18 protein-coding genes, 1 pseudogene and 1 CRISPR repeat array (1 of these 20 only partly in view) are annotated in these 20287 nt (G+C 66.7%); of the genes and pseudogenes, 4 read left to right on the forward strand and 15 right to left on the reverse strand.

Annotated elements, in window-relative coordinates; translation table 11 throughout:
- Positions 1-1031: a CRISPR direct-repeat array (repeat unit 29 nt; unit sequence CGGGCCATCCCCGCGTGTGCGGGGAGAAC) (it extends 932 nt beyond the left edge of the window).
- A gap of 9 nt (positions 1032-1040) precedes the next feature.
- The 15 genes and pseudogenes from cas2e to ACWJI7_RS06475 all read right to left on the reverse strand — a co-directional run bounded on the left by cas2e (position 1041) and on the right by ACWJI7_RS06475 (position 15316).
- Entirely contained in the window at positions 1041-1421 is a 381-nt protein-coding gene (gene cas2e / locus ACWJI7_RS06405; RefSeq protein WP_479936469.1) for a type I-E CRISPR-associated endoribonuclease Cas2e, read from the reverse strand.
- On the reverse strand, positions 1402-2328 hold the full coding sequence (gene cas1e, locus ACWJI7_RS06410; protein WP_479936305.1) for a type I-E CRISPR-associated endonuclease Cas1e: 927 nt from the start codon (positions 2326-2328) through the stop codon (positions 1402-1404). The genes cas2e and cas1e overlap by 20 nt, the downstream gene beginning before the upstream one ends.
- Positions 2328-2993 carry a type I-E CRISPR-associated protein Cas6/Cse3/CasE gene (gene cas6e / locus ACWJI7_RS06415; protein ID WP_479936306.1) on the reverse strand — a complete coding sequence of 222 codons (666 nt, stop codon included), beginning with the start codon at positions 2991-2993 and terminating at the stop codon, positions 2328-2330. Before cas6e ends, cas1e begins: the two co-directional genes overlap by 1 nt.
- Positions 2990-3637: a type I-E CRISPR-associated protein Cas5/CasD gene (cas5e, locus tag ACWJI7_RS06420; protein ID WP_479936308.1), complete on the reverse strand. Its 648-nt coding sequence runs from the start codon at positions 3635-3637 to the stop codon at positions 2990-2992. Before cas5e ends, cas6e begins: the two co-directional genes overlap by 4 nt.
- Positions 3634-4773, reverse strand: coding sequence for a type I-E CRISPR-associated protein Cas7/Cse4/CasC (gene cas7e, locus ACWJI7_RS06425; RefSeq protein ID WP_479936310.1), 1140 nt, complete (start codon positions 4771-4773; stop codon positions 3634-3636). The genes cas5e and cas7e overlap by 4 nt, the downstream gene beginning before the upstream one ends.
- A 41-nt stretch (positions 4774-4814) precedes the next feature.
- Positions 4815-5360 carry a type I-E CRISPR-associated protein Cse2/CasB gene (gene casB, locus ACWJI7_RS06430; protein WP_479936312.1) on the reverse strand — a complete coding sequence of 182 codons (546 nt, stop codon included), beginning with the start codon at positions 5358-5360 and terminating at the stop codon, positions 4815-4817.
- A 49-nt stretch (positions 5361-5409) separates the two neighbouring features.
- Positions 5410-6894, reverse strand: coding sequence for a type I-E CRISPR-associated protein Cse1/CasA (casA, locus tag ACWJI7_RS06435; RefSeq protein WP_479936314.1), 1485 nt, complete (start codon positions 6892-6894; stop codon positions 5410-5412).
- Between the two features lie 935 nt (positions 6895-7829).
- Positions 7830-9638 (reverse strand): CRISPR-associated helicase Cas3', encoded by a 1809-nt coding sequence (gene cas3, locus ACWJI7_RS06440; RefSeq protein ID WP_479936471.1) that lies wholly within the window; start codon positions 9636-9638, stop codon positions 7830-7832.
- A 186-nt stretch (positions 9639-9824) separates the two neighbouring features.
- Positions 9825-10367, reverse strand: a pseudogene (locus ACWJI7_RS06445) (CRISPR-associated endonuclease Cas3''); the annotation flags it as partial.
- A gap of 324 nt (positions 10368-10691) precedes the next feature.
- Positions 10692-10967, reverse strand: coding sequence for an MSMEG_0570 family nitrogen starvation response protein (locus tag ACWJI7_RS06450; protein ID WP_479936316.1), 276 nt, complete (start codon positions 10965-10967; stop codon positions 10692-10694).
- 67 nt (positions 10968-11034) lie between these two features.
- Positions 11035-12039: a sll0787 family AIR synthase-like protein gene (locus ACWJI7_RS06455; protein WP_479936318.1), complete on the reverse strand. Its 1005-nt coding sequence runs from the start codon at positions 12037-12039 to the stop codon at positions 11035-11037.
- Entirely contained in the window at positions 12036-12680 is a 645-nt protein-coding gene (locus tag ACWJI7_RS06460) for an MSMEG_0567/Sll0786 family nitrogen starvation N-acetyltransferase (protein WP_479936473.1), read from the reverse strand. The genes ACWJI7_RS06455 and ACWJI7_RS06460 overlap by 4 nt, the downstream gene beginning before the upstream one ends.
- Positions 12680-13822, reverse strand: a complete 1143-nt coding sequence (locus ACWJI7_RS06465; protein WP_479936320.1) for an MSMEG_0568 family radical SAM protein — start codon at positions 13820-13822, stop codon at positions 12680-12682. Before ACWJI7_RS06465 ends, ACWJI7_RS06460 begins: the two co-directional genes overlap by 1 nt.
- Entirely contained in the window at positions 13815-14831 is a 1017-nt protein-coding gene (locus ACWJI7_RS06470) for a Nit6803 family nitrilase (RefSeq protein WP_479936321.1), read from the reverse strand. The genes ACWJI7_RS06465 and ACWJI7_RS06470 overlap by 8 nt, the downstream gene beginning before the upstream one ends.
- 2 nt (positions 14832-14833) lie before the next feature.
- Positions 14834-15316, reverse strand: a complete 483-nt coding sequence (locus tag ACWJI7_RS06475) for an MSMEG_0572/Sll0783 family nitrogen starvation response protein (RefSeq protein ID WP_479936323.1) — start codon at positions 15314-15316, stop codon at positions 14834-14836.
- Between the two features lie 199 nt (positions 15317-15515).
- Between ACWJI7_RS06475 and ACWJI7_RS06480 the strand changes: the two genes are divergently transcribed.
- Genes ACWJI7_RS06480 through glnT form a run of 4 tightly spaced genes read left to right on the forward strand, consistent with a single transcriptional unit; the run spans position 15516 to position 20126 of the window.
- On the forward strand, positions 15516-16832 hold the full coding sequence (locus tag ACWJI7_RS06480; protein ID WP_479936475.1) for an MSMEG_0569 family flavin-dependent oxidoreductase: 1317 nt from the start codon (positions 15516-15518) through the stop codon (positions 16830-16832).
- 20 nt (positions 16833-16852) lie between these two features.
- Positions 16853-17785: a fatty acid desaturase gene (locus ACWJI7_RS06485; protein WP_479936324.1), complete on the forward strand. Its 933-nt coding sequence runs from the start codon at positions 16853-16855 to the stop codon at positions 17783-17785.
- Positions 17782-18825 carry an alpha/beta fold hydrolase gene (locus tag ACWJI7_RS06490; protein WP_479936325.1) on the forward strand — a complete coding sequence of 348 codons (1044 nt, stop codon included), beginning with the start codon at positions 17782-17784 and terminating at the stop codon, positions 18823-18825. The genes ACWJI7_RS06485 and ACWJI7_RS06490 overlap by 4 nt, the downstream gene beginning before the upstream one ends.
- The gene (glnT, locus tag ACWJI7_RS06495; RefSeq protein WP_479936327.1) at positions 18822-20126 is read left to right on the forward strand and encodes a type III glutamate--ammonia ligase; all 1305 of its coding nucleotides are present in this window, start codon (positions 18822-18824) and stop codon (positions 20124-20126) included. The genes ACWJI7_RS06490 and glnT overlap by 4 nt, the downstream gene beginning before the upstream one ends.
- Positions 20127-20287: the final 161 nt, after the last annotated feature.

Consider the following 20287-nt stretch of genomic DNA (forward strand, 5'->3'; position numbering starts at 1 on the left):
CGTCGAACGGGCCATCCCCGCGTGTGCGGGGAGAACTGGCGCACCCAGGCGCCAGATCTGGCGGGTGATCGGGCCATCCCCGCGTGTGCGGGGAGAACTGAACACCTGATGGCCAATTACTACACCCTCGCCGGGCCATCCCCGCGTGTGCGGGGAGAACGCCCTGGGGACTCGCTTCATGTCCGCTGACATCGGGCCATCCCCGCGTGTGCGGGGAGAACGAATTTTCTTAATTGCTTCATCTGCAGTAACTCCCGGGCCATCCCCGCGTGTGCGGGGAGAACCTAAATCTAGATGAAGTAAGAGCCGCAGAATCTCGGGCCATCCCCGCGTGTGCGGGGAGAACGTCGGTCCCGGCGGCGTTCTGCGTGGTGCTGATCGGGCCATCCCCGCGTGTGCGGGGAGAACCCAGGGCCTGGGCGTCAGGCGTGATCCGCAGGCTCGGGCCATCCCCGCGTGTGCGGGGAGAACTGCAGGCGACCAGCAGGGTCGGACAGCGGTTCGACGGGCCATCCCCGCGTGTGCGGGGAGAACGTTCTTGCTGATGTCCAGCTGGGCGCCGCCGTTCGGGCCATCCCCGCGTGTGCGGGGAGAACCATAGGCAAGTTCGGATTTCTCCGCTTCGTGGATCGGGCCATCCCCGCGTGTGCGGGGAGAACCCCTGTCGTTCATGGGCCTGCCCTCGCTGTCGGTCGGGCCATCCCCGCGTGTGCGGGGAGAACATGCCTCGAACTGGGCGAGGCTGGCCGGGAGCGCGGGCCATCCCCGCGTGTGCGGGGAGAACTGCTGCCCTGGAAGCTGAAGAAGCTGGTGGCCTCGGGCCATCCCCGCGTGTGCGGGGAGAACACTAATCCTACGTTCAAGAGTTGCAGCAACTTCCGGGCCATCCCCGCGTGTGCGGGGAGAACCTGTAGAGCGTGGCCCCATCCTCCGGAGCCGAAGGGCCATCCCCGCGTGTGCGGGGAGAACGATGGTGTAACGTGTGGGGAACAGACCGGGTGTCGGGCCATCCCCGCGTGTGCGGGGAGAACACTTGGAAACTACTGGGTTTCTGCCCCGTCTGAACCCGGTAAGTCTCCAGAGTGCTTGTCAGGGGAGAAGCTGGCAGTAGGGAGCCGAAATCGCTCGCAGGCTTGCCTCCAGGCGGCATCCTTGACCGCAATCATCGGGATGCCTTCAAGGTCCATCAGGGTCGATGGTTCCATCCCATGGACCCGTAGGTCGTAGCCGGGCTCACCACGTCGGCTCCAGATCTGGATCACCCGGCCTGAACGCGCCTTGCTCACCGCCAGGGCCCAGAGTTCATCGCGGATCAACGCCGATACACGCCCCACGTAAACGCCCTGGCCGATAGGTGTGATCCAACGGCTCAACTCGCCGCGAAGAACTGTGGGAACTGATTCAAGAATCATCACGAGCATATTGAACACCCCCACGAAGATTTCCGGCTGGGTCCCAGATCTGGGCTACCGATTCAGACGTAGCCGTGACGTCATCGTCGGGCAGCGCCTCAAACAAGCCCGGAATGAGCCGCGTCAGGCGATCCTGGATTCGCCCATGGCAGCAACGATCCCGCAGGATCCCCCTGGCTCTGGATTCCACCTTCTCGGCCCCGCCACTGGCGGCTTCGAACGCTGCAGGAAAACTGGTTTCAGTTTTAACCAGATCAGCCACATCATAAACGAAGGACAACTGCTTTCCCGTATGGATGAATCCCAGGGAGGGGCTATATCCCAGGGCATGAAGGCCGGCCAGCACAATGGCGTATAACGCTGCATTGGCCGCCGAAAGCGCTTTGTTGACGGGATCGGCTTCTGCCCAACTCGCACGCTCATAGCGACGACCATTCCAGCAGACGCCGAATTCCCTGGAAAGCCGTTGATAGGTATCGCGGATGCGCACTCCCTCCTTCCCTCTGATCTGCTGAAGGGTGAGACCAGGAGCCAGGGGATCGGGGAAACGAGCCTCGTACATCCGGCGAACAACCGCCAGGTGGCGAGCAGGATCAGCCCAATGAAGGGCCTGGAGTTCGATTCCACGGCTCAGGCGCGTCTTGGCCTGACCACAGGCGTAGAACTGGAGCCCATCGCCACCTGTCCAGGCCACCACGCTGCCGCTGTCCGCCAACACTTTGATGGCGGCATGCGTGATTCGGGTGCCAGGCCCCAGGATCACACAGCTCAGATTGGCCGCTGGGAGAGTGATCCGACCTTCGGGAGTGAATGCGGCAATCGAGTGGTCTTCCCGCTCGATCACGGCATGTTCCAGATAGATGTGGCTGAGGCTGTCGGTGAAGCGGGCCAAGGCCCGCAGATTCGGGTTGGCCATCAGCAGCGCAGCGGTGCCACCGAGACCAGGCCCAGCCCCAGCATCCGCGCATGGCCGACCCCACTCCGGATCCCTACAGCGAGTGCGCCGGGGTCGGTGATGATCGCCTGTCCCTCGAAGAGGGCGGCTGCAACGGTGAGGAGACCACCTGCTCGCCTGCAACGGAGCCGTTCGGAGTGGCTCAGGGCCACCTCAACGGAAGACAGCCCGAGCTTCACCGCCTGGCGATGCAGCCAATCGAGTTGCTCCTCCTCCTTCCAGAGCCCCAGGCGCTTGCGCCTGTGCCGGCCAGAGTGATCTGAGGATTCCTTCTCCTCGGAAGCGCTGGGCACCCGGTGCACGGTGGGATTCGCCCGAAGCCGGAAGCGCAGCCGTCGGCCTTCCTGAAGAACCAACTCAGGGCTCCAGGAACGCTGCTCCTGCTGGAGGAGATAGGTCTGAGGCAACCGGCTCCAGTCCGGTTCGCTTGGCGACTGGACCAGCACCTCCGCCGGATTCGCCTCACGGCCGGGCTCCAGGCGCCACAGGAAGGGTCGCACCTCGGTCTGAGGGCCCTCGGCGAAGGCTCGCGCCAGGGTGCGGTGCATGTCATAGGGATTGCCTAGATCCCGGCGCACGTCACGCAGGCCGGGATTCAGCCTGAGCTGACTCAGCAGCAACGTCATGGGATCACTCCTTGGCAGGGCGTAGCCACAGAGGCGGTCAGAATTCGCACCCGGCGGTTGCCGAATCGCCGTTCGGAGAACGGCGCCACGGGTTGATCGGGTCGGCTCTGGGATCCCGCAGGATCTTCCAGAACAAGCCGATAACGCTCCACCTCAGCGTTGAGCGGAGCTGCCCGTAGCAGGGCCTCCTCCAGGGGGAGCTCCAGCACGTCCCCACTTCCGGGGGGGAGGGTCGGAGGGCAGCTCCGGCGTCCCAGGATCAGGGGCCAGTGCGGATGCTGCAGAGCCCTGTGGATGGTGCGCAGCAGGTCCGCAGGGCCTTCCAGCCCAGCCAGGAACTCTGCATGAGCCAGATACCAGCGGTTCGAAACAACCGTGCGCAGCTCCGTACCGCTGGCCCCAGCGACCTCCAGGGCCGTGTGAAAGTCGCGGGTGGAGCGGCCCTCACGATCCACCCGGACACCGAAGGTCAGCACCGCCAGATCGTCGATGGGCTCATGGCGATCACGGCCCAGTGCAGCACAGCACAGGCCGATCACCCCGCTCTTGCTGGGCTCCGACGCGGTCTGCCGCAAACCGAAACGCGAGTCAAGCCCCCAGGACTGCAGCGGGCCGACCAACGGGATCAGCAGTGTTGCGCTCATGCCGCCACCTCCAGCTTGGCTTCAACCTCAGCCAGCAGAGCATCAATCGACAAGACCCGCTGACCCTCCCATGCACCGGTGAGGTCCAGAACATTGAGCTGCAGATCAAGGCCGAAGGCCTGGCTCAAGCTGCCAGCGTGGCTATGGAGGCGTGAAACGGAAGCGGCCGTGAGGCCCAGCTTGTTCTCACCCACCCACACCGGCTGCTCGAACGCATTGGCGAGGCTGACCGGCTGTGCATTGTGGACCGCAATGCCAATGAAGGCAGGCAAATTGTGAGCAGCAAAGGTGTTTTGGCGACCGGAGGGAATGGCCATGATCGAGGCTCGCAGGAAAGCCAGCAAACCTCGCTTCGCCAGCCGTTCATCGCCACCAAGATTTTGAGCCAGCTGCCGCTGATTGACAACCGCATAGCGATACTGGCAGGAGGAATTGAACTCCACGGATCCGAGCATGCCCGCGTCTGCTTCATCCTCCTGTGTCCAGTCATCCACAGCTGTGAAAAAGTCGGATTCCCGGTCCACCCGATGGGTGGAGATGGCGTGGGCCACCTGGGCGGCCGCATTCACGTTCAGGTCTTTCCGATCAGCGAGCATGCGACCGAACAGAGCAACATCAACGGCGGAGGCCGAACCGATGCAGTCATCGATAGCCTTTTTCACCTCCCGGCCGCTCTTCCCGGCCTGCAATGATTCGAAGTGCGAGAAAATGACGCCTGCAAGCTGATCGACACAGTTTTGGCTGAGAAACAGAAGGTATTCGGTTTGAGAGATCTTCTGCTTCATGGGCTCACCGCTCAGCTCCACAAGTGAAGCTTTCTCCTGCCTGCTTTTCACCTTGAGCTCGGCCATGGCCAGGGCATGCTCAATCGCCTTCTGCGGCTCTGCAATCCCTCCTTCGGCCAACTTTTCTGCCAGAATCGAAACAATGTTGCGGGTGCGGATTCCCAGCTCCTCCCTGCTCAGGAGGCCTGAATTCGAGAAGGCAAGGCGTGTGGCACGCTTGAGGCACTGGCTGGAGATCCGGCCGCGCCGATACCCTCCAAACATGGCATCTTTGGGTGCACCCGTATCATCCCGGTTCAGACAAGAGGGCGCAAAGTTCTGAATGATGTGGAGCTCAATGAACGCAGTCATGGATGGTGCTGGCGAATGGGGTGAGAATGCACTGAACTGTTTCAGGCCTTGGCGCTGGACATTCCCTTTGCCTTGGCCTGGCCTGGAGGCATGGACCAGAAGTCACGGGCCCAACGGATCTGAACGCTTCGCCCTTCACTGCCCCAGTGCCAGAGATCGTTCAGGAGCGATGGCCAGTCCACGGCAACACCGGCAGCAGCCAGCTGCGTGGTGAGATGGCGCAGGCGCCAGGGCAGTTCGTCGAGGTCCGCATCAAGCAGGGCGGTGAAACGGGCTTCGAGGCTCTTGCTGGCCGTGGCGTTCTGAGCCTGCAGAGCCTTGAGGGCCAGGGGGAGCCGCAGCCCCTCCAGAGGCGCTTGCAATGTCTGATCACGCCGGGGACGTGTGGCGAGGGCCCAGCAGGCCACAACGAGATAGGCGATGGAACGGCGGTTTTCGCTCTGCCCTGCCACCAAATATTCGACATAAGGGAAGGCGGGAGGATAGAGGCCAGGTTCATAGGATGCCGATCGGCGCAAGGTCGCCAGGACAGCCGTATCGCCCTGGGCCCTGATGAGCAGGGTGTCAAACAGATCTTTGGGATGCATCAGAGGCGGAAGGAAAGTGGGTAAAGGGTAGAGAGAATCTCATTCATGGTCATGTTGAAATGCCGGCCACCACCCTTCCGAAATGATGGCTGGTGTGGCTGACAGCCCTGAGGGCCTTGGCATCAAGGCCCAAGGCGTTCGTGGCCCGGAGCTGGGCAGACTCAACCGCCTTTCTTAAGGTGTTGCGCCATTGGTCCAGTGTCTGATCTGTGTCACCGGAATGGCCCAGATCATCCACAAGTACCCAGAAAGCGGGCTCCAGCTCACTCCAGAAGCAGGCCGTGGCCTGAATGGATTCGCCCAGGCTGCGGACCTTCTGGGGATCAGGCCTGCTTTCGCCTCCGCATTGAAGCCACTCGGTGTAGAGCGCATAGAGGGCTTTACCCAAAGCAGAACCTGCCTTCTCAGCCAGCTCGAGCGCCTTGTCGACGGCATGAATCAGGTTCTTCTTATGCAGAAGATCAGGAGAAATCCTGCGTTCCTCCAGGCGCCAGAGAACAATTCTGGCCTGATCAGGCAACAACCCTCCAGCGAGGAGTTCGATTGGCCGGTGGTCGTCAAGCTCTTCTCGAACAGCACTGGCATGGGACAAAGTGGCGGCTGGAGCGCTCCCATGGCTGCCCACCAGGGCCTGGAAGTCTCTCCAGAGGGCCTTGTGCTCTGAAAGCAACAGAGGCATTGACCCTTTCTTTCCCTTCACCATCGAGGCCATCGGGTCGGCGGATGGGCTATTGGCATCCGTGGCGGCCAGCCCTTCGGCATACAGGAGATGGGTGAGCTGATCACCCTCGGGCTGGAGCAGCAGGGCTCGGCTCAGGAGGGTGTATCGGTGAGCGGGCCCTTGAAGCACAAGTTTTCCGGGCTCCCGCAGCTCGTCGAGGGTCAGCGATGGCCTCTCCCAAGCGGGCAGATCTGCCGCGTAGAGCTCACCTGACTGCGGCACGATCGAGAGCGCCAAGGCCTCCTGAAGGGTTTCACCAACTGGCTGCATGAGCAGGAGGCCGCTGGCCGGTCCGCGAACAGCTGAGATTCTCAAGGCCTTGACCAGCCCTCCTGGAGTGAATTGAAGATGGGCCACGAGCAGCCGGGCTGCTTCGCGGAGGCTGAGGGGGCCTGGAGCCGCATCGATGCTGTGATCCCAGATCAGCCGAGCGGCGCCTGAGGAGCGCTCCATCGCCAGGCGGGTCCACGGGGCGGGGGTGAGGTTCGCTTCCGCCAGGGCCGGAACCTGAAGGAAGGGCGTTTTGGGATGAAGCAGATCGAAGTGATCCCGCCACTGATCGAGATAGGCCTCCAATTTCCCGCGTGGCCATTGATCGATCAGTTCAATTCGTGCATCAGAATCCGGCCCGATGGCGCGATGGCTAATGGCCAGCAGGAGCCTGTAGAGGCCGAAGATCTCGAGCGGGTTGACGCTGTCGATCGCCCGCCAGCGGTGCGGTTCCAGCAGGGCTTCGCAGAGGGAAGCCTCCTGCCGATCGCCATCTGTGGAGATCAGGGGAATCCAGGGTTCCGTGAGTAGAGAGAAGGGCATGTCTCAAGATCAGGAAAGCGTTGTTCGAAGTGTGGACGCAATGGCGAAAATTCGTCGAGCCCTTCGTGCGAATAACCACGAAGGGCTTGGGCCTTCCCTTGTCTGAGGAGACTTGTTCCAACAGAGATTGCCATTGGAGTGTTCGGCGTGCACTCGGAGATCTGTGTTTTCATTTGACCTGCGTTCGGGAGGCTTTACTCCCTTGGCGAGGAGGCCATCCAAACAGGTCAGAGTCCCCATCGAAACTAAGGCCACAAGAGTGGGACTCTGTCAGTTTTTGAACATGATCTTGGAGAATTGGCGTGATGAAAGGTACCCCCATACCAAGTCGACCATTGGCGTGCAGCTGTAGATCAATCTCGGCGATTCTTGGTCAACATTCCTCTTGATCGTGCGAGTGGGGAGAGCGCTCCCAGAGTGACATCCACTGATGGAGGCTATCGACAGGAGGATGGGCTGAATCAAGCACTGCTTCGAGCGGAGCCAGACTGCCTTCCTCCAGAAGGCAGTGGTCAGCATGACAAGTGACGGGATTGCCGTCGACAGAGCTGGGTTTTGGGTTCATGATTGTGTTGTCAAACGATTGGCCTTCGGGCCGAGCCTTGGGTGAGGTACGAACTCACTCAGGGCTTTTTTGTGCGCCGATCCGCGTGGCCCGAACTGCAGGGAGGTTGTCCACCCCTTCAACGTATCCCAAACGAAACAAGAAATCAACAGCAGTGCATGCTTTGCGTCCAGAGCTTTACGGATCAGATCTTGGCTCTCGGGTGGAGGAGGCCAAGGGCCTGGAGGGCGCCAGGCCTGACTGCCTGATGCCCGGAGAGGCGCATCCCCGCGTCGGCAGGGAAAGGGTCCTGCGGCCGTTGGGTCAACAGCAGCGCGTGCGGGCCATCCCCACGTGAGTGGGGAGTCACCAATGTCTACCAGTAGAACGCTCACTCCAGATTGCCAACCACCAATCCCAGGTCGATATCCAGCCTGGCCTCAACAGACCCATTCAGTACCCGGCCGGATCCGTCAAGGAGCAGGGGGCGATGAGCGGCCAGCCCAGGCAGGTTCCCCCAGCCTTCCGGCCGTGGAGCTGCTCTGACAGCCTGAACCAGGCCCCGATGGCTGACCCGCATCCACGTCCGGGCCAGCGCTGGCGCCCGGTTCTTCAGGTCCGCCAGATCGTCTGGCTTGATCGGCACCACGGTCTGGCTGTCTGAACCAAGCCGTGTGCCGAACCGAAGCACGCCGGATTCGGCGTCATCATCGTCATCGAAATCGGTGCCGTTCGGGTTGATGCGCCACTCCTCCGGCAACGCCAACCGGGCCCGTATGGCCTGATCCTTCATGGTCTGCTGATCGGTTTCATGAGCCTGCCGGGCTTGCGCCAGGGCCTGCAGGAGTTCCGGCCTGCCTGTCGGCTTCCAGGAGCCATAGACCTCCTGGATCGGACGATCGATGTCTTCGGGGAGCTGCAACACCCGGTTGGCCTGCAGCCAGGAGAAGGAACGCAGCACATCCCAGCGGTCGTAGACAAAGCTCGTGAGGCCCTCAGGGGGCAGCGCTTCATCGAGATCGGCGATGAAAACCAGCGGTTCGTTGAAGCCCGCGGGCCGGTCGTCGCGTTTGTGGCGATGAATCCGGCCCTCCCGTTGCAGCACGAGGTCCACAGGTGCTGGATCTGTGATCAGCACGTCGAAGTCGATGTCCAGGCTTTGTTCCGCCACCTGGGTCGCCACAAGCACATGGCCGCCGATTGCTGAACCCTTTGTGCCAAACAGATTCAGCACCTGCTGTTCGATCACCAGCCGCTGGTCCATGGGGAAGCGGGCATGGAAGAGCGTGCGGGGCACATCCTCCAGTTGGCCATAGAGGGATTGGGCACGGGCCACCTTGTTCACCACCACCAACACGCGCACCCCTGCACGGGCCCAGGCCGCGGCCTGGCCGGCGATGGCAGCGGCCTCGGAGGGGATCGAACGCAGCTCAACGCGTTGCCGGCGGCTGGGGGCGAAGGAGACCCGATGAACCGAATTCGGCAGCGCCCAGCTCAGGCGGGGGTAGCTGGTTCCCTGGGGCAGGAGGGTCGCCGAGCCACTCCAGGCCCTCAGGAGTTCCTCACGCTTTGAGGCAGGCAAGGTGGCCGACATCACCACCACACGACAACCCAGAACCTGCAGCCAGGCGATCAACCGTTCAATCAGGCCACCGGTGTAGGTGTCGTAGGCGTGAACCTCATCGAAGATCACCGTGCGGCCGCTCAGGCCATAGAGGCGCAGGAATCCATGGCGTGTGCTCAGCACCCCGATCAGGCCCTGATCCACGGTGCCGATGCCATCGGAGCAGAGGAGGGAGCGTTTTGAACCACGGAACCACCAGCCCGCCCTCACCTGGCTGTCAGCGGTCCCCAGGCCGATGTCCCGGAGCCGAAGATCGGCCGCCTCAGGCCCCCCGGAGCCATGGGCCAGCGCCACCAGCTTGCTGGCCCCAGGGCCTTTCTGCCGATCAAGGAAGCCCGCCAGACGCGTGAACAGTGCATTGCTGGTGGCCTGGGTCGGCATCGCCAGGTAAACCCCCCGCGAGCCGAACGAACAACTCAACCCCGCTTCCGTTTTGCCCTCGCCCATTGGCGCTTCGATCACGATCAGGCAGGGCTCCTCAGGCAGACCATCCAGCAACGCTGCCATCTCCTGCTGCAGAGGGCGAGGCTCCAGGCCGGGGCCGAGGGCCATCTGCACGGCCGCAGCCCCGCTCATCGGCACCGGGCTGCCGGCAGGCTGGAGGCCAGCAGCGACAAGGGCCGCAGCGGCATGGGGCCTTGCGGACTCGAACCACTGGCGCGGGTCGCCGTTCCATTCGGAAAGCCTCTTCAGGCGACAGACAGCATCACGGGAGCCAAGCCAGTCAGCCGTGGTGGTGAGGCCCATCAACCACTGGAGGAAAGCGGAACACTGGGCGGCTTCCGTCGGCAGTGACGGCACCCCCTCGGCCCCTGTCCCTTCCAGGACCCCTTCCCACAAGGCCTGATGGGCCTCGGCCCAGGTGGGTGAGATCAGCCACCTGGCTTTGGTGATCTCGGCATCCCCGAACGGATGGCCGTGGTGAGCCCCAACGGCGTTGGCGAGTGTGCGAGCATAACGATTCTGCAAGCCCCGACCCTTCAGGACAGACGTCAGCAGGAGAACGGTATTGATGTCATGCCGCTGTTGAGCGTCTGTCTGATTGGTCTCCAGGGCATAGCTGCCCACATGCGTGCGGCCCAGCTTGCGCTGAAAGCCAGGGCTGGCTTTCCCGAAATCGTGAAGGCCGACAAGCGCACAAACCCACGCCATCGAGCAGGGCAACGGGACTGGGCAGGGGACGACAGACAACAGCGCCTCAGCCACCGAGGCGACATCGAGAAGATGGGGTAATAAGGGGTAGCCCGCAACCGATGACTCAGAGAGAGCCGGTGGCGATTTAGCCCAGAGATCCGAAAGCCTCATAAGTATTTTTCCAGGGAGGCTGGATTAATGGAGCTGTGATGGAGGCCATGATAAGCCAAGTGGAAGCTTCGCGGTAGTCATGGCCTCCTAAGGATAATGTCTTGCTGTGGACGGACGATTTTGAGGATTGAGGCAGGGCACAAGTCGATGAACCCTGGCAGGAAACAGCGGATAGATCTATTCTGATGGCCTGAGTTGATGACCAGATCCAGTTCCATAAATGCACTAGCGAAAAGCCGCCTCACCAATACCTAGGATCAAGACATTTTCACACGGCTTCTTTTTATGAAGAGCTCCAGGCTGTCACCACCAGAAGGGACGTCCTCAGGCAGCACGGATGCACACCAACTGATCCGCGGCATAGGCCGTGGCGGTGTGGCGCAGCGTGCTGCGCTCCTCATCGGTGCGGGTGCAGGCGAAGCCATAGCGGGCCCGCACCCGCTCAGAGGCTTCGGCCAGAGCCCGCTCGGCACGCTGCTGAAGGTCGGCCACGCTCAGGCAATCGCCGGGCTGCAGATGCTGCAGGATCACTGTGGACGGCGAATACAGGCTGGTCTGGCGGCCGTCGGGCCATTCGAGCTGCAGCACGACTTCGGGCATGGAGTGAGGGGGCTGGAAGGGGGTGGAAACGGGCGGCCGCTCCCGTCAGGGGCGGGCCTATCGGCGCCTAGCCGGATGGCGCCGGGCCGAAGCCGGTGAGGGCCTCGCGGCCGCTCCACAGCGTTTCCTCGTGCCCAGCGGCGCGCAGGCGCAGGCCGGGGTCGTCCGTGAACCGTCCGATCGTCTGGCCGAGCAACGCCGGGCCGGTTTCGGCCTCCACCGCTGCGATGGCCGCCATCAAGGCCTCGACCCGCCCCGAAGCCACCGCCAGCAGGAAGCCAAAGCTCGGGAAGCAGCCCAGCCAGGCCTCCTGCGTCACCCCCGCCGGTGGGGTGATGGTCTCCAGATCGAGCACCAGACCACAGCCGGCGCTCTCGCAGAACATCACGGCGGTGCCCACCAGGCCGCCCATGCTGATGTCCTTGGCGGCATGGACGACGCCGGTTTCCGCCAGCTGGGCCATCAGGGCCAGGTGCCGGCGCAGCCGCAGGGGCGGGGCCTCGGTGGCGGCATCCCAGAAGGGGTGGGGATGGCGCAGGCGCCCCGCACGGTTCGCCAACAGGACACAGTGGTCGCCGGGGCGGGCGAAGCGGGCCGAGAGCACCGAGCCGCTGGCCGTGCCCAGCACCGCCACCGCCAACGCGTCGTAGGGGCTGCTGAGGTTGGTGTGGCCCCCCACCACCGGCACTCCGAAGCGGGCCGCCGCCGCCTGGAGGCCCGCCAACACCGGTTCGGCCCGATCGGCATCGCGGCACCAGAGGCTGTTCACCAGGGCCAGGGGCCGGCCGCCCATGGCAGCGATGTCGCTGAGGTTCACCAGCACCCCGCACCAGCCCGCAAACCAGGGATCGCGCTCCATCAGAGCCGGATCCATCCCCTCGCTGGCGAGCAGCAGCTGACCGCGGCAGGCCGGCAGCAGGGCGGCGTCATCCCCGAGCGCGGCGGCCGGACCGAGGGCCGCGAAGGGCTGGTGGGGGAAGTGGGCGGCGGGTCGCTGGATGGCGGCTTTGCCCTGCAGGCCACCCAGCCGGCGCAACCGTGCCGCCAGCGGCGCCAGGTCGCTGGCGCTCATGCCACCGGCCGGCGCTCCCGCGACGGGGCGTAGTACCGGAGGTCGGCCTCCATCAGGTGGTGGGGCAGCCCCTTGATCTCCAGGGTGTTCACCGAGCACCAGTGCAGCCGCTGGAAGAAGCGCACGTTCTGTTCCTGAACCGTGGCCAGGAAGCGGTCGCAGCCCCAGCCGTTGGCGGTGGTGACCGCCTTCCAGATCAGCCCCTTGCCGATCTGGTTGTGGCGGCGGAAGGCGGCATCCACGCCGAGCCGGCCGCCATACCAAAAACGCGGTTGCGGCTCCAGGATCCGCACCACCCCCACCACCGGCCCGCCGCCGCCCTGGCTGTCGCCCGCCCGGTTGGCCCCATGGGCGATCGCCGCGATCGCTGTGGCCGCGGCGTCGTGCTCATCGCGGTCGCAGGTCTCGAACAGGTGCTGCTCCTGGCAGAAGATGCGGCGGCGCAGGTCCCAGTAGCCGGCCAGCAGCGGCGTGCCCGGATGCAGCAGATGGAAGGAGAAGCGCTTGGAGCAGGTCGCGGGTGAGAGGCGGAAGTCCTCGGCGTCGATGCCGAGCCCCCAGCGCACCGAGGGGGTGAAGGCGGCCGGCGCCGAGCTGGGGCTGCGGCCGATGTCGTGGCTGGAGGGATCGATGAAGAACATCAGCCGTTCGCCGCAGGCGAAGCGGTGGCCGCCGCCTCGAACAGCGACAGGGCCGAGCAGGCGCCGCACTTGGCACAGCCCGCCGACATCGCCGCCGCGCGCAGATCCGACGCGGCCAGCAACTGGCTCACCGCCGTGTAGATCTCCACCATGAAGCTGGAGTCGGGAGCCGGATGGTGCTCCAGCGGCGTGCCGCTGATCGGCACGAACGGCACCACGAAGGGATACACGCCCGCCGCGATCAGCCGCTCGCAGCAGGCCACGATCGCGGCGGCGCTGTCGCCCAGGCCCGCCAGCAGGTAAGTGGACACTTCGCCGCGGCCGAACACCGCCACCGCCTGGTCGAAGGCCTCGAAGTACCGCTCCAGGCTGAGCTCCGCCTTGCCCGGCAGGATGCGGCGCCGCACCTCGGGCTCCACCACCTCCAGGTGCATGCCGAGGCTGTCGACGCCGGCCTCCTTCATCCGCTGGAACCAGATCGGATCTTCCGGCGGTTCGCACTGGGCCTGGATCGGCAGGGTCACCCGGGCCTTCACCGCCGCGGCCGTCTCGGCCAACAGGCGGGCGCCGCGATCGTCGCTGTTGGGGGTGCCGGTGGTCATCACCAGCTGACGCACCCCATCGAGCCGCACTGCGGCCTCAGCCACCTCCGCCACCTGGGCAGGCGTCTTGCGCGCCAGGGTGCGGCCGTCCTCGAGGGATTGCTCGATGGCGCAGAACTGGCACGACTGGCTGCGGTCGCGGAAGCGGATGCAGGTCTGCAGCAGCGTGGTGGCGAGCACGTCGCGGCTGTGCAGCAGGGCGATCGAGCGGTAGGGGGTGCCATCGGCGGTGTGCAGGCCATAGATGCGCGGCTCGGGCGGCGTTTCCACGCCGCTCGCCAGCGGCTTGCCGGAGCCGGAGCGCTGCTGGATCTGGAGCCCGCCGCCGGCTTGATCGAGCCGGTAAGGGGATCGCTGGGCGGCGCTGCTGTACACGGGCACCATCACCGTGGTGCCATCGAGCGTGAGCGCTCGGTGGTCGGAGGGGCCGGCGCCGCCGCGGCGGCCGGGGTTACCGGCTACTGCCGGTTCCACCACCCCCCGCACCTGCAGGTCGGTGACCAGCCGGGCCAGCGCGGCGACATCCGTGGGATCAGCCATGGGGCACGGGCTCCGCCAGGGCGCCGATCGTCGGCTCCGCAGGGCTGGCCGCACTGGCGCTGACCGAGAACGCCACGGCACCACCGCTCTCCTCCACCTGGCGGGCCGTTGTGCGATCGAGGCGCAGTCCGAGCAGATCCGGGCGGCTGTAGTGGCCCACGCTGTCCATCATCCGTTTGCGTTTGGTGATCAGGGCCGGGTCGAGTTCGGCGATCGCCAGGCCTTCGCCCTCCGGCAGCGGGCCGGCCAGGTAGCGGCCCTCGGGGCTGATCACGGCGGTGTGGCAGCCCCCCTGGCAGGCCTTCTGCAGCGCCGGGTCGGGGGTGATCCGCTCCCCATCGGCGGGATCGAGCCAGGCCGTGGAACTGATCACGAAGCAGCCCGCCTCCAGGGCGTGGTGGCGCAGGGTGACGGCCGTCTGCTCGCTGAAGATCGGGCCCACCAGGGAGCCGGGAAACTGGGCGCAGTGGATCTCCTCGCCCTGGGTCATCAGGCTGAAGCGGGCCAGGGGGTTGTAGTGCTCCCAGCAGGCCAGGGCGCCGATCCGGCCCAGGGTCGTGGGCACCACCGTGAGACCGGCGCCATCGCCCTGGCCCCACACCATCCGCTCGTGATACGTGGGGGTGATCTTGCGGCGCTTGAGCACCAGCTCGCCGCTGGAGTCGATCAGCAGCTGGGCGTTGTAGAGGCTGCCGCCATCCCGTTCGTTGATGCCCAGCAGCACGTGCAGGCCGTGCTCGCGGGCGGCGGCGGCGATGCGGGCGAGGGCCGGGCCCGGCACCGTCACCGCCTGCTCATAGAGCAACAGGTGCGAGCGGCCCATCAGGGCCGGAGGCTCCACGAAGGAGAAGTAGGGGTAGTAGGGCAGGAAGGTTTCGGGGAACACGATCAGCTGCACCCCCTGGCCGGCCGCCTCGGCCATCGCCGCCAGCACGCGCTCCACCGACCCGTCCAGGCTGTAAAGCACCGGACGGATCTGGGCGGCGGCCACGATGATCGGGCCGTGCATCATCAGAGCGTCCAGGTGTCGAGGATGAAGGCGCCCTCCTTGCGGTGCAGCAGCACGATGTCGAGCACATCGAGAGGGTTCACCGGCGTGATGCCCGGGATCAGGGCGCCTTCGCCGTGGCCGTAGAGGGCCTGCAGGGCGAAGCGGCAGGCGTACACCTTGCCACCCTGGTCCATGAACTTCTGGATGCGGGCGCCGAAATTCAGGTGGCCGTCGAAGGCGGCATCCCCCAGTTTCGGGAAGCCCCGCTGCAATCCGAGGGTGACGCCGGGGCCGTAGAGCAGGATCGAGGTCTCGAAGCCCTTGTTGATCAGGCGGCTGGCCTGGAGCAGGTTCACCAGGCCGATGGAACCCTCGAAGGCCACGGTGTGGAAGGTCACGAGCGCCTTCTCGCCCGGCTCGGCCTTCACGTCCGGGAACACTTTCTCCTCGTAGTCGACGAGGAAATCCCCGGTTTGATGGGCGGGGTGGGTGACCTCGGGCATGAGTCAGCAAGTCGTAGGGGAAACCAGGGCTCGACCATGCACCAGGCCAGTATGAACTTGTGTATCAGCCACCACTAAACCGGGGCGACTGGCCCCTCAGCAGGGTTTGGTCTTGCTTGCTACCGCTGGCGCCCTGCTCCACGGCCCACGATGAATCCCGCTGGCCGTGGAGCCTGCCGCCGCCCCGCCCCTTCGCCGCCTGCCCGTGGGGTCCTCCGTCCCGTCGTCCGCCGCTGCAGCCACCGCGCCGGTGGTGGTGATCGGCGGCGGCCAGGCGGGGCTGGCGGTGGCCACCTGTCTGCGGCAGCGGGGCCTCGACGCCCTGGTGCTGGAACGGCACCGGCTGGGCCACGCCTGGGAGCAGCAGCGCTGGGATTCCTTCTGCCTGGTCACCCCCAACTGGCAGTGCCGCCTGCCCGGCTTCCCCTACGACGGGGACGACCCCGACGGCTTCATGGGCCGTGAAGCGATCGTGGCCTACCTGCGCCGCTTCGCCGAGCGCAGCGCGGTCGATGTGCGGGAAGGGGTGAGTGTGGAGCGGCTGCAGTGCAGCGGCAGCGGCTACCGGCTGCTCACCAGCGGCGGCGTGCTGGAGGCCGGGCAGGTGGTGATCGCCACCGGCGCCTACCACCGTCCGCGCCGGCACCCGCTGGCCGAGCGGCTGCCCGCCAGCGTGCTGCAGCTTGATGCGCGCGACTACCGCCGCCCCGATCAGCTGCCGGTGGGGCCGGTCCTGGTGGTCGGCAGCGGCCAGTCGGGCTGCCAGATCGCCGAGGACCTCTTCCTGGCCGGCCGCCACGTGCATCTGAGCGTGGGTTCGGCGCCGCGCTCACCCCGCCGCTACCGCGGCCGCGACGTGGTGGAGTGGCTGGAGCGGATGGGGGTCTACGACACCCCGATCGAGGCCCACGACGATCCCCGCGCTGTTCGCCACAAGACCAACCACTACCTCACGGGCCGCGACGGCGGCCGGGAGATCGACCTGCGCCAGCGGGCCAGCGAGGGCATGGTCCTGCACGGCCGCCTGGAGGGGATCACCGCCACGGGCCTGAGCTTCGACGCCAACCTGGCCACCAACCTCGATCGCGCCGATGCCGTCTACCACCGCATCCGCGCCGGCATCGACGCCCACATCGGGGCCAACGGCCTGGAGGCGCCGGCCGAACCGCCCTACGAGCCCTGCTGGCGCCCGGCGCCGGACCCAGCCGGCAGCCGCCTGGATCTGCTGCAGGAGCCGCTGGCGGCCGTGATCTGGTGCACGGGCTACCGCTCCGATTTCAGCTGGGTGGAGGTGCCGGTGTTCGATGGCGGCGGCGAACCGGTGCACCAGCGGGGCGTGACCCAGGCGGCCGGGCTGTACTTCATCGGTCTGCCCTGGCTGCACACCTGGGGATCGGGCCGCTTCTGCGGCGTCGGCCGCGACGCCGACCATCTGGCCGAGCGGATCCTGCGCCGGCTCCGCCCTCGCGACGGCAGCCCGGAACAGCTGGAATGCACCGCATGGCTCGGCTCATGACGGCTGTGGACCCTCCGGCGGTGGATGCACCCAACGCCAACGGCGCCCTGATCCCCTCCGACCCCCTGCGCCGGCTCAATGCCCGTTGCGATCGGGCGGGCTGGCGGCAGACGCTCGGCCATGCCGCCCTGATCCTGGCCACGGGCTGGGCCTGGGGCGATGAGCGGCTCAGCCTGCTTGTGCGGCTGCCGGCCCTGCTGCTCTGCGGCTGGGGCCTCGCCTTCGCCTTCTGCGCCATGCACGAATGCGGGCACCGCACCGCCTTCTCCAGCCGCCCCGTCAACGACGCGGTGGCCTGGTGGGCCGGCGTGCTGAGCTTCTACAACGCCGACTTCTACCGCCGTTACCACCAGTGGCACCACCGCCACACCCACCAGCCGGGCCTGGATCCGGAGCTGGAGGATCCACCGCCCACCAGCCGCTGGGCCTACCTCCTGGAGCTCAGCGGCCTGCCCTGGTGGCTCGGCAAGCTGCGGGGCCACGTTGCCGGCCTGCGCGGTGATTTCGCCGCTCGTCCCTACATTCCCCCCGAGGCCGCCCCGGCCGTCACCGCCTCGTTGCGCCGGCAGTTCGCGCTCTACGGGGTCCTGGCCCTGCTGTCGCTGCCCGGCGCCAACGGCGCTCTGCTCTGGCACTGGCTGCTGCCCCTGGCCCTGGGCCAGCCCCTGCTGCGCTTCGTGCTTCTGGCGGAGCATGGCGGCTGCAGCACCGTCAGCAACGTGCTGCGCAACACCCGCACCACCCACACCCTGGCTCCGCTGCGCTGGCTGATGTGGAACATGCCCTTCCACGCCGAGCACCACCTGGCGGCCTCGATCCCGTTCCATGCGCTGCCGGCGGCCCACGGCTGGATCGCGGCGGGCCTGGAGCACAACGCGCCCGGCTACCTGGCGGTGCACCGGGGTTTCCTGGCCGATCCGTCCAGCCTGGCGCTGCCGGCCCCTCCGGCATGAGCGTGGCCGGGGCGATCCGGGGCCGGGATGCCGTCTTCGAGCTGGGCACCCTGCCGCTGGCCTGTGGCCGGGAGCTCCCGGGGGCACGCCTGGCCTACCGGGTGTTCGGCGCGCTCAATGCCACCCGCTCCAACCTGGTGCTCTACCCCAGCTCCTACGGCGCCTGGCCGGAGGACATCGACTGGGTGGTGGGACCGATCCTCGATCCCGAGCGCTGCTGCGTGGTGCTGGTGAGCCAGTTCGGCAACGGCCGCTCCAGCAGCCCCAGCACCGGCCCGATGGGGCTGGCCGAGGAGGGCTGGGTGATCAGCCACGCCGACAACGTGGCCGCCCAGCGACGCCTGCTCGAAGAGGTGTTCGCCGTCGAGCGGATCGCCCTGATCTACGGCTGGTCGATGGGAGCGCAGCAGGCCTACCACTGGGGGGCCCTGGCGCCGGAGCGGGTGGAGCGGCTGTGCTGCCTCTGCGGCACCGCCCGCACCACACCCCACAATCGCCTGTTCCTGCTCAGTCTGCGCCAGGCGCTCACCGCCGATCCGGCCTGGAACGGGCGCCGGTTCGAGGTCCCCCCCGAGCGCGGGTTGCGCACCTTCGCGCTGATCTACGCCAGCTGGGCCGCCAGCCAGAGCTACTACCGGGAAGGCCGCCACCGCACCGCCGGCGTCGCCAGCGTGGAGGAGGCCGTGGAGCGCCGCTGGCTGCCCGCCTACCGCCGCCAGGATCCCCATGATCTGGTGGCCATGCTCGACACCTGGCTGGCCAACGATCTGGCCGCGGCCGTCACGGGCCGGGGCGCCCTCAGCGGGCCCAACGACCTGGCCGCGGCCCTGGGGCGGATCACGGCCCGCACCACCGTGATCGCCGGCCGCCACGACCTCTATTTCCCCCCCGACGACTGCGCCGCCGAGGCGGCTCTCATCCCCGGCGCCCGTTTCGAGGTGCTGGAGTCGGTGCTGGGCCACCGGGCCGGCAACCCCCGCGGCGAGCCGGCCGAGCAGGCCTGGATCCGCGCCGCCGTGGACGAACTCCTGGTCCGATGACCCGTCCATCCCATCCCCCTGCCGTCCGCGCCACCCCCATGACCGATCTGGCCCGCTTCGCCACCAACCACGGCATCCGCCACATCCTCTTCTCCTTTGCCGATCTGTTCGGGGTGCAGCGGGCCAAGCTGGTGCCCGCCTGCGCCCTGGATCAGGTGGCCCGCGATGGGGCCGGCTTCGCGGGCTTCGCCGCCTGGCTGGCGATGACGCCCGCCGATCCGGACGTGCTGGGTCTGCCCGATGCCGCCAGCCTGGCGGTGCTTCCCTGGCAGCGGGAGGTGGCGTGGGTGGCCACCAACCTGCAGGTGGAGGGACAGCCCCTGGAGCAGTCGCCCCGCTGGGTGCTGCGAAGGCAGCTGGAGCGGGCCGCCCGGCTGGGCTATGGCTTCCGCACCGGGGTGGAGGCGGAATTCTTCCTGCTGCAGCAGGGCGGTGGGGCGATCGCCGATGGCCGCGACAACCAGATCAAACCCTGCTACGACCAGCTGGCCCTGATGCGCCAGTACGGGCTGATCGGGGGCCTGCTGGAGGCGATGGAGGAGCTCGGCTGGGGGCCCTACCAGGCTGATCACGAAGACGCCAACGGTCAGTTCGAGATCAACTGGACCTTCGACGACGCGATGGTCACCGCCGACCGCCACGCCTTCTTCCGCGTGATGGTCCAGTCGATGGCGGAACCGCTGGGCTGGCAGGCGAGTTTCCGGCCCAAACCGTTCGCCGCCCTCACCGGCAACGGCGCCCACCTGCACCACTCCCTCTGGGACGGAGGGGGCCGCAACCTGTTCCACGATCCCCGCGGCGAGCTGGGCCTCTCCCCCCTCGCCTACCGGTTTCTGGCGGGCCTGCTGGAGCATGCCCCGGCCCTGTGCGCGATCACCAATCCCACCGAAGAGAGCTACCGGCGGCTGGGCGGCCGCACCACCAGTTCCGGGGCCACCTGGTCACCGAGCTGGATCAGCTACGGCGGCAACAACCGAACCCACATGGTGCGCATCCCCGATGACCAGCGCCTGGAACTGCGCCTGGCCGACGGCGCCGCCAATCCCTATCTGCTCCCGGCGGCCGTCCTGGCCGCCGGCCTCGACGGCCTGGAGCGGGATCTCGATCCGGGCCCCCGCAGCGACACCAACACCGACACCGATCCGCCCAGCGGCGAGGCGGCCCGCCCCCTGCCCGCCAGCCTGGACGAGGCCCTGGAGGCTTTCGCGGGCGATCAGGTGCTTCGGCAGGCCCTGGGAGAACCCTTCTGCCAGGCCTACGAGAGTCTGCGGCGGAGAGGGAGCGATCAGGGGGTGGATTAGTACCCGCGACAGACCCGCCGCGGCCCCCGGGGCCTCACCACGGGTGGTGGCGATCACCCCATCTCGGGGAGCGCCCGGATGGGCTCGTCTCACTCAATCAAGATTCCGCTGGCTCCCTCCCTGCCGGCGGCACCGGATCATCAGACTGGAGTCAGACGGGA

It is taken from the genome of Cryptocyanus atlanticus LEGE 06306, assembly GCF_056633155.1.

What these genes read in the sequence shown, in the direction of transcription:
- cas2e (WP_479936469.1), bottom strand. Translation starts at nt 1,421, where the DNA reads ATGCTCGTGATGATTCTTGAATCAGTTCCCACAGTTCTTCGCGGCGAG.
- cas5e (WP_479936308.1), bottom strand. Translation starts at nt 3,637, where the DNA reads ATGAGCGCAACACTGCTGATCCCGTTGGTCGGCCCGCTGCAGTCCTGG.
- cas1e (WP_479936305.1), bottom strand. Translation starts at nt 2,328, where the DNA reads ATGGCCAACCCGAATCTGCGGGCCTTGGCCCGCTTCACCGACAGCCTC.
- ACWJI7_RS06490 (WP_479936325.1), top strand. Translation starts at nt 17,782, where the DNA reads ATGAGCGTGGCCGGGGCGATCCGGGGCCGGGATGCCGTCTTCGAGCTG.
- ACWJI7_RS06470 (WP_479936321.1), bottom strand. Translation starts at nt 14,831, where the DNA reads ATGCACGGCCCGATCATCGTGGCCGCCGCCCAGATCCGTCCGGTGCTT.
- ACWJI7_RS06465 (WP_479936320.1), bottom strand. Translation starts at nt 13,822, where the DNA reads ATGGCTGATCCCACGGATGTCGCCGCGCTGGCCCGGCTGGTCACCGAC.
- cas3 (WP_479936471.1), bottom strand. Translation starts at nt 9,638, where the DNA reads ATGAGCGGGGCTGCGGCCGTGCAGATGGCCCTCGGCCCCGGCCTGGAG.
- ACWJI7_RS06475 (WP_479936323.1), bottom strand. Translation starts at nt 15,316, where the DNA reads ATGCCCGAGGTCACCCACCCCGCCCATCAAACCGGGGATTTCCTCGTC.
- glnT (WP_479936327.1), top strand. Translation starts at nt 18,822, where the DNA reads ATGACCCGTCCATCCCATCCCCCTGCCGTCCGCGCCACCCCCATGACC.
- casB (WP_479936312.1), bottom strand. Translation starts at nt 5,360, where the DNA reads ATGCATCCCAAAGATCTGTTTGACACCCTGCTCATCAGGGCCCAGGGC.
- ACWJI7_RS06460 (WP_479936473.1), bottom strand. Translation starts at nt 12,680, where the DNA reads ATGTTCTTCATCGATCCCTCCAGCCACGACATCGGCCGCAGCCCCAGC.
- cas7e (WP_479936310.1), bottom strand. Translation starts at nt 4,773, where the DNA reads ATGACTGCGTTCATTGAGCTCCACATCATTCAGAACTTTGCGCCCTCT.
- ACWJI7_RS06450 (WP_479936316.1), bottom strand. Translation starts at nt 10,967, where the DNA reads ATGCCCGAAGTCGTGCTGCAGCTCGAATGGCCCGACGGCCGCCAGACC.
- casA (WP_479936314.1), bottom strand. Translation starts at nt 6,894, where the DNA reads ATGCCCTTCTCTCTACTCACGGAACCCTGGATTCCCCTGATCTCCACA.
- ACWJI7_RS06455 (WP_479936318.1), bottom strand. Translation starts at nt 12,039, where the DNA reads ATGAGCGCCAGCGACCTGGCGCCGCTGGCGGCACGGTTGCGCCGGCTG.
- cas6e (WP_479936306.1), bottom strand. Translation starts at nt 2,993, where the DNA reads ATGACGTTGCTGCTGAGTCAGCTCAGGCTGAATCCCGGCCTGCGTGAC.